Origin of the sequence: Kitasatospora sp. NBC_00070 (assembly GCF_045041205.1) — a bacterium.
Classification (GTDB): Bacteria; Actinomycetota; Actinomycetes; order Streptomycetales; family Streptomycetaceae; genus Kitasatospora.
In genome coordinates this window covers 5244634-5259833 of sequence record NZ_CP108247.1, presented here as the reverse complement: position 1 = coordinate 5259833, position 15200 = coordinate 5244634, and the positions used below count along the sequence as shown (strand labels likewise).

General features: G+C 74.9%; 9 protein-coding genes. 2 read left to right on the top strand and 7 right to left on the bottom strand.

The features are described from left to right. Positions 1–149: 149 nt before the first annotated feature. From OHV05_RS24000 to OHV05_RS23975, 6 genes are all read right to left on the bottom strand, one after another. Complete coding sequence (locus tag OHV05_RS24000; RefSeq protein WP_405019477.1) at positions 150–1742, bottom strand: RNA polymerase sigma factor; 1593 nt, start codon at positions 1740–1742, stop codon at positions 150–152. Between the two features lie 504 nt (positions 1743–2246). Continuing rightward, positions 2247–3170, bottom strand: coding sequence for a FadR/GntR family transcriptional regulator (locus OHV05_RS23995; RefSeq protein WP_405019476.1), 924 nt, complete (start codon positions 3168–3170; stop codon positions 2247–2249). Positions 3171–3322: 152 nt separating this feature from the next. After that, the gene (locus OHV05_RS23990; protein ID WP_405019475.1) at positions 3323–4126 is read right to left on the bottom strand and encodes a hypothetical protein; all 804 of its coding nucleotides are present in this window, start codon (positions 4124–4126) and stop codon (positions 3323–3325) included. 2 nt (positions 4127–4128) lie between these two features. Then, positions 4129–5418 (bottom strand): ATP-binding cassette domain-containing protein, encoded by a 1290-nt coding sequence (locus OHV05_RS23985; RefSeq protein WP_405019474.1) that lies wholly within the window; start codon positions 5416–5418, stop codon positions 4129–4131. 244 nt (positions 5419–5662) lie between these two features. After that, entirely contained in the window at positions 5663–6412 is a 750-nt protein-coding gene (locus OHV05_RS23980; RefSeq protein ID WP_405019473.1) for an NUDIX domain-containing protein, read from the bottom strand. A 114-nt stretch (positions 6413–6526) separates the two neighbouring features. Further along, on the bottom strand, positions 6527–8932 hold the full coding sequence (locus tag OHV05_RS23975; RefSeq protein ID WP_405019472.1) for a glycogen debranching N-terminal domain-containing protein: 2406 nt from the start codon (positions 8930–8932) through the stop codon (positions 6527–6529). Positions 8933–9457: 525 nt separating this feature from the next. Between OHV05_RS23975 and OHV05_RS23970 the strand changes: the two genes are divergently transcribed. Then, entirely contained in the window at positions 9458–10771 is a 1314-nt protein-coding gene (locus OHV05_RS23970; protein ID WP_405019471.1) for an alpha/beta fold hydrolase, read from the top strand. A gap of 29 nt (positions 10772–10800) precedes the next feature. Here OHV05_RS23970 and OHV05_RS23965 read toward each other — a convergent pair whose 3' ends face one another. Next, positions 10801–12351, bottom strand: a complete 1551-nt coding sequence (locus OHV05_RS23965; RefSeq protein ID WP_405019470.1) for a DUF4192 domain-containing protein — start codon at positions 12349–12351, stop codon at positions 10801–10803. 220 nt (positions 12352–12571) lie between these two features. Here OHV05_RS23965 and OHV05_RS23960 point away from each other — a divergent pair, with 220 nt between their 5' ends. After that, on the top strand, positions 12572–14782 hold the full coding sequence (locus OHV05_RS23960) for a DEAD/DEAH box helicase (RefSeq protein WP_405019469.1): 2211 nt from the start codon (positions 12572–12574) through the stop codon (positions 14780–14782). Positions 14783–15200: the final 418 nt, after the last annotated feature.

The following is a 15200-nucleotide window of genomic DNA, read 5'->3' as shown; positions in this document are numbered from 1 at the left end:
GCACCGTGCGGTCGCCCGCGCCGGGAACACCCGGACGGGGGACCCGGTCCGGGGCCGTTTGACCAACACCCGCCCCGGACGGCCCGAAGGGCCCGGAGCTGGAGTGCTCCGGGCCCTTCGGGGTGACGCCTCGGGGAGGTGACTCCCGATCAGTCGAGGTAGTCGCGCAGCACCTGGGAGCGGGACGGGTGGCGCAGCTTCGACATGGTCTTGGACTCGATCTGGCGGATCCGCTCGCGGGTCACGCCGTAGACCTTGCCGATCTCGTCCAGCGTCTTCGGCTGACCGTCCGTCAGGCCGAAGCGCATCGAGACCACGCCCGCCTCGCGCTCGCTGAGCGTGTCCAGGACGGAGTGCAGCTGCTCCTGGAGCAGGGTGAAGGAGACCGCGTCGGCCGGGACGACCGCCTCGGAGTCCTCGATCAGGTCACCGAACTCGCTGTCGCCGTCCTCGCCGAGGGGGGTGTGCAGGGAGATCGGCTCGCGGCCGTACTTCTGGACCTCGATGACCTTCTCGGGGGTCATGTCGAGTTCCTTGGCCAGCTCCTCCGGGGTGGGCTCGCGGCCCAGGTCCTGGAGCATCTGGCGCTGGACGCGGGCCAGCTTGTTGATGACCTCGACCATGTGCACCGGGATGCGGATGGTGCGGGCCTGGTCGGCCATCGCGCGGGTGATCGCCTGCCGGATCCACCAGGTCGCGTAGGTGGAGAACTTGTAGCCCTTGGTGTAGTCGAACTTCTCGACCGCACGGATCAGGCCCAGGTTGCCCTCCTGGATCAGGTCCAGGAAGAGCATGCCGCGGCCGGTGTAGCGCTTGGCCAGCGAGACCACCAGGCGGAGGTTGGCCTCCAGCAGGTGGTTCTTGGCCCGGCGGCCGTCCTCGGCGATGATCTCCAGCTCGCGCTTGAGCTTGGGGGCGAGCTTGTCTGCCGCGGACAGCTTGTCCTCGGCGAACAGGCCGGCCTCGATCCGCTTCGCGAGCTCGACCTCCTGCTCGGCGTTGAGCAGCGGGACCTTGCCGATCTGCTTCAGGTAGTCCTTGACCGGGTCGGCGGTGGCACCGGCGACCGCGACCTGCTGCGCCGGGGCGTCGTCCTCGTCGTCGTCGGAGAGCACGAAGCCCTTCGACTCCTCCTCCGGCTCGGCCTCGGGCTTGTCGCCGGGCAGCGCATCGTCCTCGATCTCGTCCTCGGGACCGGGCTCGTCGCCGGACTTGGCGGCGGTCTTCTTGGCGGCGGTCTTCTTCGCCGGGGCGGCCTTCTTGGCCACCGCCTTCTTGGCGGGCGCGGCCGCCTTCTTGGCGGTGACGACCTTGACCTCGCCGGTCACGGCGTCCGTCTCCAGGCTCTCCACCACGCGGACCTCGGCCACGACCGGGGCCGCGACGGGGTTCGCGGACGGCGCGATCCGCACCGGCGGCTTGGTGGGGGCGGACGGGTTGCGGGTGGTGACGGCCTTGGCCGCCGTGCGCTTGGCAGTGGTCTTGGCCGCGACGCTCTTGCGCTTGGCGGCGGTGGGCTCCGCCGCGCTGACCATGAGGTCCACACCCTCCTCAATCAGAACCTGATTGAGGCTGCGCATGACGTTCTTCCACTTGGTGACCGGGATCTGGTCCGCCTCGAAAGCCTGACGCACGTCGTCACCGGCGATCTGCCCCTGGGCCTTGCCCCGCTCGATGAGCGCCAGCAGAGCCGCGGACTCGGCGATCTCGGGGGGGAGCGAACGGGATGTGCTGGCCGACACGAACAACCTCTCGGACGATGAGTTAACTCGACACCAGTACCCGGCTGCCGAGGCGACAGGAGCGGCCACGCGCGATCCGCGCTGGCCCGGCTCCGACCGGCTCGGGCTTGAGGACTGGGGTGTGCAGGACGGCAGCGGCGCCGCAGACCAACACAGCATTCTGACACGGTGGTGGTATTCCGGAGTTGCTTCCGCTCCGTACACATCGCCGCTGCTCCTCAAGTGTTACGCATGGCCTTGGTGGCGCCGGTCACACCGGCGGGCCCCGAGCGGCCCGGATCACGGCCGGAAGACGGCCATGGCCCTTCAGCCGCAGGTGAAGACGGCTGAAGGGCCATTGGGTACCGACGCGTATCCGTACTCGGATCGTTGCCTTTCGGGCTCGTGATCGAGGTTTCGTTCGACCGCCCGGACGGTGTTCGGCCTGGCAGGGTGCCGGATCAGGGCTCGCGGGCGGTGCCGCGAGCCGGGTTCACGATCGGGGTCGGCGACCGGAGCCGGCCGTCAGTGCTCGCGGGGGGCCGGGACGGAGTGCTCGACCTCGGGGTGCACGGTGAGCAGGGCGCGGACAGCGGCGTCGGCGGCGGTGCCGTCACCGGTGCCGAGCGCGTCGACCAGGCGGATGTGCAGGTTGACCGAGGACTCCGACGGACGCTCGCAGGAGGTGGCCGGGCCGCCGGAGACCTGGAGCGAGCAGGACACGATGCTGGAGAGGTGCTCCAGCATCCGGTTCCCGGCCATCTGCAGGATCAGCGCGTGCAGTTCGAGGTCGGCCCGGCCGTAGCCGACCAGGTCGCCCTGGGTGGCGGCGAGGCCCATCAGCTCGGCCAGCTCGGCCAGCCGCTGCTGGACGTCCTCCCGGCCGTGGCCGGCCGCCAGCCGGGCCACCAGCGGCTCGATCGCCCAGCGGAGCTCGAACAGCTCGCGGCGCTGCTCGTCGCGCTGCGGCCCGTAGGCGCGCCACTCGATGATGTCGGGGTCGAGCAGGTTCCAGTCGCTGACCGGGCGGACCCTGGTCCCGACGTTCGGCCGGGCGCTGACCAGGCCCTTGGCCTCCAGGACCCGGAGGGACTCGCGGACGACGGTGCGGGAGACCTCGAACCGCTGGCCGATCTCCTCCGGCACCAGCGGACGGTCGGCGCCCAGGTCGCCGGAGACGATCATCTGACCGAGCTGCTGGACCAACTGGCCGTGCAGGCCGCGGCCCCGGCTGCTGGTGGTCTTCCGGCCGACCCGGAGCTCGGACTCGGCGCCCTCCCATCGGGGGGCGGGCGGGGTGGGCCGTTCGGCGTAGGAGAAGCGGTCCAGCTCGGCGGGGCCGACTGCGTCGGACGGGCGAGCGGTGGTCATGGTGGGGTGCGCAAGGGTACTCACAGGTCCTTTGTCGGCGATCGGCGGGCCCGGCTTGAGAATTCTCGTGAAAAGCACACGAAAGGGTGATCGCCCGTGACCGGATAATTGACTTCTTATCAGCCAGAAGCCACCATTTCGCCCTTGGGCTGCCGAGCTTGGTGACAGGACGTCACCAATGCCGTGGCGCAAGCCGATCCGCGCGTCCGAACGGCTGCGGCGGGCACCGGTCAGAGCGCGCGACGGCGGACCTGGACCAGCAGGCCGGCCGACAGCAGCAGCACCGCCGGCACCGAGACGGCGGCCAGCAGCAGGCCGTCCAGCGCCGGGGCGACCGCCAGCTGCTGGGCATCGGCGCCCCGCACCAGGTCCAACCCGTACTGGAAAGGCAGCAGTTCACGCAGTTGGCCCGGCCAGACCCGGCCGCTCTGCCGGAGCAGCAGCGACAGCACCGGTTCGAGCAGGGCGGGGACGGCGCACAGGATCAGCAGACCGGCCGCGGCGCTGCGCACCAGCGAGGTGACCAGCAGCCCGGCCCAGCCCGCGAGTGCGGTCAGACCGACGAAGAAGAGCAACGGGCGGAGCGGATCGGCGAATTCGGCCGAGGCCGGGTCGAACAGGGCGGCGACCTGTGCCCCCGGGGCGTGCAGCAGCCGCAGCACGGCCGCGTCCAGCAGCACGGTGGTGGCCGCGACCAGCACCGCCAGGACGCCGGTCACGGCCAGCTTGGCGACCAGCAGCCCGAGCCGGCGACGGTACGAGACCCGGCCGGCAGGCAGGCCCGGGTACCGGACCTCGTGGCCGTACGACATCGCACCGATCGCCCCGGCGCCGAGCGCGGCGATCGGGAGCGGCAGCAGCGGGACGACGGCCGTCACGCAGCGGACCGCGGCGGCCGTGCCGATCGCTCCGGCGGGGAGCTGCCGGGCCAGCACCGCCGCCACGGCGGCGTCGGTCAGCAGGACGGCGGCCAGGATCAGCCAGGTGGACCGGAGGCCGCGCAGCCGGCGCACCTCGTATGCCAGTACGCGCACGGTCACTCGCTCCGGTGGTCGGGCCCGGCGACGGGCCGGGGGGTGGGACGGCGGGTGGGGTGGGGGGTCGGGGTCTCGTCGCGGAACAACTGACGGCCGGTCAAGACGGTGTTGTGCGGCGGCTGTTCGGCGCCGGAGCCAGCGCTGGCGGCGGCGAGCTGCGGGACCAGGGTGGCGGTCTGCTCCTCGGGACGCTCGGGGTGCTCGGCGGACTGCCTGCCGTGCTCGGTGGCCTGCCCGGGGTGCTCGGTGGCGTGGCCGGGGTGCGCCGACTGGTCGGCCTGCCCGGGCAGGCCGGACTGGGCGGTCTGCTGCGGCGGCTGGGCGTCGCCACGCTGGGCCCCCGGGGAGTCCGGCGGGACCGGGAGGACGTGGCCGGAGCGGCCGGAGGCGGTGGGCAGGGCGGGGTACGGGACGGGCTGCTCGACCACGCGGTCGGCCAGTTCGTGCAGCAGGATGCCGTGGCGGTAGGCGAGTTCGCCGATCTCGGTGCGGCCGAGACCGCTCACCGCGATGCCCACCCCGCCGTCCCGGCGGACCTGGTGGCCCTGCTCGGTCAGCAGGTCGGCCAGCCGGGCCATCTGCGGGCCCCGGACCGACACCTCGGGGTGCAGCCTGGTGCGACGGAACTCGACCACCGGCTGGTCGGCCATCAGCCGCCCCTGGTCCAGCGTGACCACCCGGTCCGCCAGCAGCGCGGCCTCGCGCGGCGTGCGGGTGGTGACCAGGACGGTGCCGCCGGAAACCGCGAAGGAGCGCAGGAAGGAGTGGAACCACTCGACGTTGCGCGGGGACAGGCCCTCGGTCGGGGCGTCCAGCAGGAGCGTCCCGGGCGAGCCGAGCAGCGCGACCGCCAGGGCCAGCCGGCGGTGCATCCCGGGCGAGAACGAGCGCAGCCGGTGCCCGGCGACTCCCGCCAGCCTGGTCTGCTCCAGCAGTTCGTCGGCCCGGGAGGCGGGGACGCCGACCGCACCCGCGAGCATCCGCAGGTGTGCGCGGGCCTTCAAGCCCGGGTGGCCGCCACTGGCGGCCACGTCGCCGTCGGCGCCGGGGAGCAGCACGCCCACGTGGCGCTCGGGACGGCGGAGCCCGCGGTACGTCCGGCCGTCGAACAGGGTGATCCCCTGGCCGCGCTCCAGCTCGACCATCAGCCGCAGGGCGGTGGTCTTGCCCGCACCCTCCGCGCCCAGCAGGGCGGTGACCACGCCGGGACGGGCGTCGAAGCTCAGGTCGAGCAGGGCCGGTGCGCGGCCCCGGCGGTAGACCTTGGTCAGTCCGGTGATCTGGATCATCGCTGCCTGCTCCCATGTCTCGGCCGACCGGGGCCACGGAGCACCGCTGGCCCCGAGCCTGCACAGTAGGGCGAGCAGGGCGAGAAATCGGTCATTACGGACGCAGCTGGGACGGTGTGCCCGTCCAGCTCACCCGATCAGGGGACAGCGGCGGGGCCGGACGTGGCAGTCGGCGAGCACCGGCCGGGGCCGGCTGGGGCGACCGGGGGGCCGACCTGAGTCAAGACTCGGCACAGGACTCAGGTCAGCCCTCGGGGCGGAGCATCGGCGGGTTGAGCACGGTGGCGCCGCCCGCCTTGAAGAGCTGGGCGGGGCGGCCGCCCTGACGGGTCGTCGTCCCGCCGGTGGGCAGCAGGAAGCCCGGGGTGCCGGTGACCTTCCGGTGGAAGTTCCGGGGGTCGAGGACGACGCCCCAGACCGCCTCGTAGACCTGGCGCAGCTCGCCGACGGTGAACTCGGGCGGGCAGAACGCGGTGGCCAGCGAGGAGTACTCGATCTTGGAGCGGGCCCGCTCCACGCCGTCGGCGAGGATCCTGCCGTGGTCGAAGGCGAGTGGCACCCCCTCGACCGGGGCGGGGCCGAGCAGGTCGCCGACCGGGGCCCACCGGGCGCTGCTGGCGTCGCCGCCGGGCTGCGGGGTGGGCAGGTCGGGAGCCAGCACCAGGTGGGCCACGCTGACCACCCGCATCCGGGGGTCGCGCTGGGGGTGGCCGTAGGTGGCCAGCTGCTCCAGGTGGGCACCGACCGCGCTCGGGCCCGGGCCCGGCGCGGAGTGGGCGCGCAGGCCGGTCTCCTCGGCCAGCTCTCTGGAGGCCGCCTCGGCGAGGCCCTCGCCGGGCCGGACGAAACCACCGGGCAACGCCCAGTAGCCCTGGAACGGGGATTCGCCCCGTCGGACCAGCAGTGCACAGAGCGCGTGCTCCCGCACCGTCAGCACCACCAGGTCGACCGTGACTGCGAACGGGGGGAAGGCCGACGGGTCATAACGCGACATGGCGCCGATCATAGTCGTCTCTCTGACGATAAGCACAGCCGTCGGCAGACCTCGTCAGCCGGCCCCGGTCGGCTCCGGGGCCGGCCCGAAGCGGCCCGGCCCCGCCCGGCGGGCTCAGCGGGCGCCGAGCTGGAGCTCCGGTGACGCCTCCTCCACCACGGCCACTCCGATCCGGCTGACCCGGACCGAGAACGGCTCGCCCGCCACCCGCAGGCCACCGAGCTCCAGCTCCCCCAGCGGTGCGGTGCTGGCCGGGCGGACGGTGACCCGCCCGGCGGGCACGTCGGGCCGGACGCCGGCCAGTGCGGTCACCAGGTGGACCACGGCGGCCGAGGAGAGCGCCGCCGGACGGCAGGCCGCCGGGTGCGGCACCGGCGGACAGCCCGTCACCCGCTGCTCCCCCGCGTACATCTCGGGCAACCGCCCCTCGAAGTGGGCGGCCGCGTCCAGCAGGCCGTCCAGCAGGACCCGGGCCTCCCGCTCGAACCCGGCCTCGGCCAGGCCCGTGACGGCGAGCACCGTCTCGTGCACCCGGCTGGCGCCGCTGCGGTGGCCGAGCGGGTTGAACCGGGGCGATTTGGCACTGAGGGTCCGCAGGCCCCAGCCGCAGTCGAACTCCGGGGCCACCAGGCGCTGCGCCAGGATCCTGGTCTGCTCCCGGTCGAGCAGGCCCTCGTGCTGGGCACCGCCTCCGGCCAGGCCGAGATCCAGCAGGTGCACGAAGGAGGACGCGACGGCGGGCAGCGGTCGCCCCGGGCCGACAAGTGCCGCGGCGGGGCGGCCACCTGACAGGTCGTCGATCCAGAACTGGTCCCGGAAGCGGTCGCGCAGACCGGCCGCCCAGGCCCGCCACTCCGGGGCGCCGGGGCGGCCGAACGCCTCCAGCAGCTCGGCCCCGTGCAGCGCGGCCCGGTGGGCCTGGGCCTGCACCTCGCAGCGGGCCGGCACCGGCCGGGCAGCCCGCTCCTCGGCGGAACGGCCGAGGTCGGTGACGAAGCCGACCGGGCCCTCGGGGCCGCCGACGTCCTCGGCCGCCGGCCGGTCGTCGGAGACGTTGGCGTGCAGGGCGGCGAGTGCCCGCTCGGCGGCGGGCAGCAGGTCGGCGACCTCCTGGCGGGGCAGGCCCCAACGCCACGCCTCCGCCAGCACGGTGACGAACAGCAGGGTCGCCTCGGTGGCCGTGCAGGACGGCGGCAGCTCGGGCCCGGCGTGCCGGAGCACCCCGGGGATCACCCCGGACTGCGGCCCCGAGGTCGGCTGGCGACGGGCCAGCGCGCGCAACGTACCGGCCGCCAGCCGGGTGCCGAGCGGCAGCACCAGCCTGGCCGCCCAGAGCGCGTCGGCGGCGGTCAGGCCGAACCGCCAGGGCGCACCGGAGACGGGGTAGAGATCGGTCGGCCGGTCCGCGTCGGCGACCAGCAGGCTGCCGAGCGCGTCCAGCGAGCGCGGCACCAGGAGCGCCACCCGGGAGTCGTCGCACCTGACCTCGGGCTCGGACCAGGGCAGCGGCACGCCCGCGCCGCGCCCGGTCGGCGGACGGACGCCCACCGGGGCGGCGGTCTCCAGGGCGGTGCTCAGCTCGACCGACCAGCGGGCGCCGGGCTGCACCTCCAAGTCCCAGCGCAGGACACCGGCACCGGCCAGCACGGCGTGCGGTGAGGGCCGGGCGGTGGCGGTGGCACTGTGCTGCGGACCGGCCCAGCGCAGCCCGGCCGACTGGACCTGCCCGGGCAGGTCCGCCGAGCGCTGGCCTGCGGCGATCTCGGCCAGCAGGCCGAGATCGGTGCCGAGCGCGATCTCCAGCGGTATCCGGGCCGGACGGCTGCCGGTGTTCCGGACCGTCACGGTCTCCACGCCGTTGGCGTGGCGGAGCCGTTCGACCGTCAGGGTCGGATCCGGATCTGGGTCGCCGGGCAGCCGGACGGCGCCGACGAAGCGGGCCCCGGCCGCCGAGGTGAGGGTGCCCTGGAGCGGCATCGGCTCCATCCCGCCGAGCCGGATCTCCATCCTGGCCAGGGTGCGGACGCCCGCGCGGTAGAAGCCGTGCAGGCCGTGCCCGCGCAGCTGGCCGTCCGGGCCTGAGGCAGCCATCGCCGGGGCGCTGACGCACAGCACGGTGGCGTGCGTGGCGACGGGTTGCGGGCGGGCCTGGACGGGCGGGCGCGGCGGCTGGCCGGGCGCCCCGGCCGCCGGGGCGGGATGCGGGGCGGGGTGGGGGGCGGGGGTGGCGCCGGGCGCCTGCTCGGGGCGCGGGACACCGGCCCTGGACGGTGCGTCGGCGGACGGGCCCCCGCCGGCCGGTGCGTACGGCGGGCGGGGGGGCGCGAACTGCCCGGTGGGGTTGCCCGCAGGCTGGGGCACGGAGTGCGGCGGGGCCGCCGGGACGACGCCGGACCAGGCGGGGCCCGGGCCGGTGGAGGCGGCGCCGGGGGCGGGGTGCAGAGCGGGCCCGGCGGGACCTGACGGTGCGGCAGACCCGGTGGGGGGCGGTGTGGCCCGGGGCGGCCTTGGGTCGGTCACCAGGCTCTCCTTCTTCGGCCGGTCGACGGCTGGACTGCCGGTCGGCCGGGCTCGTGGTCGATCACGGGCGGGTACGGCTGGGCAGCGGCGGCGGGCGCACCGCTCATGGAGCGTGGGACCGGGCCCACGCCCGTGGTGTGGTGCCGGGCGGACGGGCCGGTCGTGTCGTGGGCCGCGCTGCCCCGGCACCCGGACATCCGCCGCCCGGACGTCGTTCGATCGGTCGGCGCATATGACTCGCAGGTTGAACGCACCGCACCTCCCCCAGGTCACGCCGATCCGGCGGCCATCGGCGGACCGCTCGGCCGCCGCACCAGTTGTCGCACCACCTCGAACAGCCGCTGTCGGCGGCGCTCGGCGACGGCTCCCCCGAGTCGTTCGCGGCCGGAGTGCCCCGACCGGATCCCGGCCCTGCGGCTGCTTCGCCCGCGCCAGGATACGGTGCGGTGGCGGCGGCGGGCGCACCGGGAACTCCGTGGGTGGCCGCCGCTCAGCGCCTGTGACCAGCGTGTACCGAGGAGTTGTATGTCCACCGCCAGCCGGCTGCCCGGGATTGTCACCACCGACCACGTCTTCCACCTGCCGCTCGACCACCGGACCCCGGAGGGCGAGCAGATCGAGGTGTACGCCCGGGAGGTGGTCGCCTCCGGCCGGGAGGGCGACCACCTGCCGTGGCTGCTCTTCCTGCAGGGCGGCCCCGGCGGCCGGGCGAACCGCCCGATCGGCCGGGACGGCTGGTTGGTCCGGGCCCTGGACGACTACCGGGTGCTGCTGCTCGACCAGCGCGGCACCGGCCGGTCCACCCCCGCCACCCGGCAGACCCTGGCCCGCCGTGGCACCCCCCGGCAGCAGGCCGACTACCTGGCGCACTTCCGGGCCGACTCGATCGTCCGGGACGCGGAGCTGATCCGCCGTCAGCTGCTCGGGGACTCCGGCCGGTGGAGCCTTCTCGGCCAGAGCTTCGGCGGCTTCTGCGTCCTCAGCTACCTCTCGATCGCCCCGGAGGGTGTCCGCGAAGCCTTCGTGACCGGTGGTCTGGCGGGCCTGCGCAGCTCGGCCGAGGACGTATATCGGGCCGCCTACCCCCGGGTGGCCCGGAAGAACGCCGGGCACTACGCCCGCTACCCGGGCGATGTGACGGCCGTTCAGCGGATCGCCGCGCACCTGCTGGAGCGGCCGGCCGAGCTGCCGGACGGCGGCCTGCTCACGGTGCAGGCGTTCCAGGGGCTGGGCATGCTGCTCGGCACCGGGAGCGGCTCGCACGTGCTGCACTACCTGCTGGAGGACGCCTGGGTCGAGGGCGTCGCCGGGCCCGAGCTCTCCGACACCTTCCTGGCCGAGGTGCAGGCCCACCTCTCCTTCGCCCAGGGGCCGCTGTACGCGGTGCTGCACGAAGCCATCTACGGCCAGCGGTCGGTGGACCCGGCCGGGACCGAGTGGGCGGCGGAGCGCGTCCGCAAGGAGTACCCCGAGTTCGACGCCGAGGCGGCGGTGCGGGAGGGGCGGCCGGTGCTCCTCACCGGGGAGATGATCTACCCCGCGCTGTTCGAGAACGACCCCGCGCTGCGGCCGCTGCGGGAGACCGCCCAGCTGCTCGCGGAGCGGACCGACTGGCCGGACCTGTACTCCCCGGAGCAGCTGGCGGCCAATCAAGTCCCGGTGGTGGCAGCGGTCTACCACGACGACATGTACGTCGACACCGCCGACTCGCTGGCCACGGCGGACGCCGTCCGGGGCACCCGGGTGTGGGTCACCAACGAATGGGAGCACGACGGGCTGCGGGCCGGTGGTGGCGCCGTCCTCGACCGGCTGATCCGGATGGCACGCGGCGAGGTCTAGGACGCGCCGTCCGGGGCCGGGCGGGCCCGTCACCGGGCCCGCCTGGCCCGGTGGGCCCGGTGCGGACGATGGGCCCGCCTCGCCGCCCGGACGGTGAGCGGGCCCGCCTCCTCCGGGAGGCCGAACGCCGGGCCGCCACCGCCCGCCCGGCCCGAGCGGCGGGCCTTCCGACGGCTCTGCCGGGACGAGGGCGGCCGGCCGGAGCTCCCCGGATCACCGACCTGACGGGGCACCCGGGGCTGCTCGGGCCGGTCGGGCTGATTCGCCGCACCAGCCGGGCCCGCGGGCTCCTCCGGCGTGGTCGGACGGTGCTGACGCGGCGTCGGCACGGCCGGGTCTCCGGGCGCGGGCGGCGCGGCGGGCGGTGTGGGGTCGTCCGGAGGCACCACCACATCCGCCGGCCGGCGGACCGCCAACCGCTCGCGGGCCCGGCGCTCCTGGCGGACCCGGTCGTGCAGCTCGCTCGGGTGCAGGCCGCCGTTGAGGGACTCGTACAGCAGCTGGGCCAGCGTGTACCCCTGGTCCAGGTCGAGCACCCGGGAGAGCACCACCCGGGCCGTCGCGGTGTCCCCCGCCAGCCAGGACGTCCAGGCGAGCAGGGTCAGCGGGGGTGCCGCGTAGTGCTCGAACGGCGGGACGCACTGCCGGGCGAGGTAGCGCCAGAGCCGCTGGGCCGGGACCAGCTCGTCCGGCTCGGCGTACTCGGCGGCGCGGTCGCGGGCCAGCTTGTCCTGGAGACCGACCAGCAGGCGGGCCGTCCGGCCCCGGTCGAGCTCGCGGGCCCCGGCGCCGAACTCGGCCAACACCTCGGCGAGCAGCACGGCCGTCCGCTCCAGCGTCGCCGACCGGCCGCCGGGGCCGGAGAGCTCGTGGACCAGCTGCGGCCCGGCCCGCTCGATCGCCTCCCGGGCCGGGGCGTCCTCCGGCGGCCCGACCGGGAACAGCCCGGCGGCGATCGCCTTCCGGCTACCGCGCGGCGCCACCCCCGCGAAGGCGGCAGCGGCGGCGACCGGACTGGGCAGCCGGACCGAGCGGATCGGCACCCCGGCCGGGTCGCAGCAGCTCTCGCCGCCGCACAGGAAGGACCACCAGCGGCCACCCGAGACCAGCAGGGACTCCTTCACCAGCACCCCGGTGGCCCGGAACGCCTGGGCCAGCTGCTCCGCCAGCGGCCGGAGCCCGGTCAGCACCCCCGGGCCGTCGGCCACCCCACCGCCCGCCCCGTCGTCGGCCTCCCTCCCGGCTCCGGGGGCCGGGGCGACCGCATCCCGGCAGAGGTAGAGCAGCACCTGCTCGGGCGGCCTGTCCCGCTGCCCGGAGAGCGTGACGAGCAGCCGGGCGGTGTCGGCCGCGACCGAGGGCCAGTCGGCCGGGTCGGTGGGGATGTCCAGCCGGATGACGCCGCCCTGCTGGAGCATCGGCCCCTGCAGGCCCACCGCGACGATGCTGTCGTCGGGGAAGAAACCGAGCAGGTAGGGCAGCATCTCGGCCATGTCGGCCGGGCCGCGCAGCTGGAGCGGGACCTGCCCGGAGAGCGGGCCGGTGACGGACTGGACCAGGTGTTCCTCGTTGCCGTTCATGCCGAGAAGGGTCCCGCCGCAGCCCTTCGCCGTCCGGAGCCCTCCCCGGGCCTGTGGACAACTACGGGGGTTCAGCATCTGTACACCCGTTCGGAGCAGCCGCGAGATGGGTACAGATCAAGACAAATGACACTCATTCAGATGATCTAATGACCAACCGGCCTCCCCGCTCACCGCCCGAAGTTCGCCCTCTGTCGTCCCCAGCCTGTATCCATGAGCCATGACCCAGCCGCTGCACCACCCCGCTCCCACCCCCGACCGCGCCGCCGTCCGGGCGCAGGCCGAGGCCGTGCTCCGTGAGCTGGCCGGCCCGACCGCCGTGCTGCGGGAGGACCAGTGGCTGGCCATCGAGGCCCTGGTGGTCGACCACCGCCGGGCCCTGGTGGTACAGCGCACCGGGTGGGGCAAGTCCGCCGTCTACTTCATCTCCACCGCGCTGCTCCGGGCCCGGGGCGCGGGCCCCACCGTGATCGTCTCCCCGCTGCTCGCCCTGATGCGCAATCAGGTGGACTCCGCCGCCAAGGCGGGCATCCACGCCCGCACCATCAACTCGGCCAACCCCGAGGAGTGGGACGAGATCCAGGCCGAGGTGGCGGCCGGCCGGGTGGACGTGCTGCTGGTCAGCCCCGAGCGGCTGAACAACCCCGACTTCCGCGACCAGGTGCTGCCGAAGCTCGCCGCTTCCACCGGCCTGCTGGTGGTCGACGAGGCGCACTGCATCTCCGACTGGGGCCACGACTTCCGCCCCGACTACCGCCGTCTGCGCACCATGCTGGCCGAGCTCTCCCCCGGCGTCCCGGTGCTGGCCACCACCGCGACGGCCAACGCCCGGGTCACCGCCGACGTCGCCGACCAGCTCGGCACCGGCTCGGGCGACCGCGCCGACAGCGAAGCGGGCGCACTGGTCCTGCGCGGCCCGCTGGACCGGGAGAGCCTGAGCCTGAGCGTGCTCCAGCTGCCCGACCCGGCGCAGCGGCTGGCCTGGCTGGCCGACCACCTGGCCGAGCTCCCCGGCTCCGGCATCGTGTACACCCTCACCGTGGCCGCCGCCGAGGAGGTGACCGCCTTCCTCCGCGAGCGCGGCTACCCGGTCGCCTCCTACTCCGGCCGCACCGAGGACGCCGAGCGTCGTACCGCCGAGGCCGACCTGCTGGCGAATCGGGTGAAGGCCCTGGTCGCCACCTCCGCGCTCGGCATGGGCTTCGACAAGCCCGACCTCGGCTTCGTGGTGCACCTCGGTTCGCCCGGCTCCCCGATCGCGTACTACCAGCAGGTCGGCCGTGCGGGGCGCGGGGTGGACCGGGCCGAGGTGCTGCTGCTGCCCGGCCGCGAGGACGAGGCGATCTGGCGGTACTTCGCCTCGCTCGGCTTCCCCGCCGAGGAGCAGGTCAGGCGGACGTTGGACGCCCTCGCCGAGGCCGGCCGCCCGCTCTCCACCGCCGCCCTGGAGCCGAGGGTCGACCTCCGCCGGGCCCGGCTGGAGACCATGCTCAAGGTGCTCGACGTGGACGGCGCGGTCCGCCGGGTGCGCGGCGGCTGGACGGCCACCGGGCAGCCCTGGGCGTACGACGCGGCGCGCTACGCCAAGGTGGCCGAGTCCCGGGAGGCCGAGCAGCGGGCGATGCGCGAGTACGCCACCACCACCGGCTGCCGGATGGAGTTCCTCCGCCGCCAACTGGACGACGAGCAGGCCGCCCCCTGCGGCCGCTGCGACAACTGCGCGGGCACCCGGCCGACCGCCGAGATCTCGGCGGAGGCCGATGCGGCGGCCCGGGCCGCGCTCGGCCGACCCGGCGTCAGTTTCGAGCCGCGCCGGCTCTGGCCGACCGGCATGGAGGCGATCGGCGTCCCGCTCAAGGGCCGGATCCCGGCGGGCGAGCAGGCCGAGACCGGCCGGGCGCTCGGGCGGCTCTCCGACATCGGCTGGGGCACCCGGCTGCGTGCCCTGCTCGCCGACGACGCCCCGGACACCCAGGTCCCCGCCGAGGTGCTGGACGCGATGGTCACCGTGCTGGCCGACTGGGCGCGCGGCCCGGGCGGCTGGGCCGGCCCGGCGGATGCGGAGGGCAAGCGGGCGGCCCGCCCGGTCGGGGTGGTCACGATGGCCTCGGCCCGCCGTCCGCAGCTGGTCGGCAGCCTCGGCGCCCGGCTGGCCGAGGTCGGCCGGCTCCCGCTGCTCGGGCAGTTGGAGTACGTCGGCGGCGAAGCTCCGCGCGGCGCCCGGAGCAACAGCGCCCAGCGCCTGCACTCGCTGGCCGGCGCCCTGCTGGTGCCCCCCGCGCTGCAGGCGGCGATCGCCGCCGCCCCCGGCCCGGTGCTGCTGGTCGACGACCTGGTCGACTCCGGCTGGACGGTCACCGTGGCGGCCCGCCTGCTCCGCCAGGCCGGCGCCGGTCCGGTGCTCCCGCTCACCCTCGCCGTCCAGGCCTGACCGCCGACCGCGCCCCCCGGCCCCGTCCGAAGCCGAAGCCGAAGCCGAAGCCGAAGCCGCCAGGAGCCGACCACGGACGGCCCGCCCCGACCACCCCTGGTCTGCCCCGGCCCGACCCCCGGGGTGACCCGCCCCGGCAACCCCGGCGGGAGGGCCACCCCACCGACCTGACAGAGCCGACCCTCCGTCAGTCGAATGGCAGCCGACTCGCGGTGGAATATATCCGGCAGACCATCGGCATTCGGGCGGCGTTCGTCATTTCATCGTTGCCGCTCGTCCCCATCTGACCTGAGAATTGGGAGGTACCCAGCGCCCGGTCCGACGGACCCGGCCATCGGCGTACGCAGACACCTGCCACCCAGCACGTCACGGGCGGCGGACCGGGAGGAGGATCGTGATCAACGGCAGCGACCGAAAC

Coding starts and splice junctions, on each gene's coding strand:
- OHV05_RS23980 (WP_405019473.1), bottom strand. CDS start 6,412: ATGTCGCGTTATGACCCGTCGGCCTTCCCCCCGTTCGCAGTCACGGTC.
- OHV05_RS23970 (WP_405019471.1), top strand. CDS start 9,458: ATGTCCACCGCCAGCCGGCTGCCCGGGATTGTCACCACCGACCACGTC.
- OHV05_RS23960 (WP_405019469.1), top strand. CDS start 12,572: ATGACCCAGCCGCTGCACCACCCCGCTCCCACCCCCGACCGCGCCGCC.
- OHV05_RS23985 (WP_405019474.1), bottom strand. CDS start 5,418: ATGATCCAGATCACCGGACTGACCAAGGTCTACCGCCGGGGCCGCGCA.
- OHV05_RS23965 (WP_405019470.1), bottom strand. CDS start 12,351: ATGAACGGCAACGAGGAACACCTGGTCCAGTCCGTCACCGGCCCGCTC.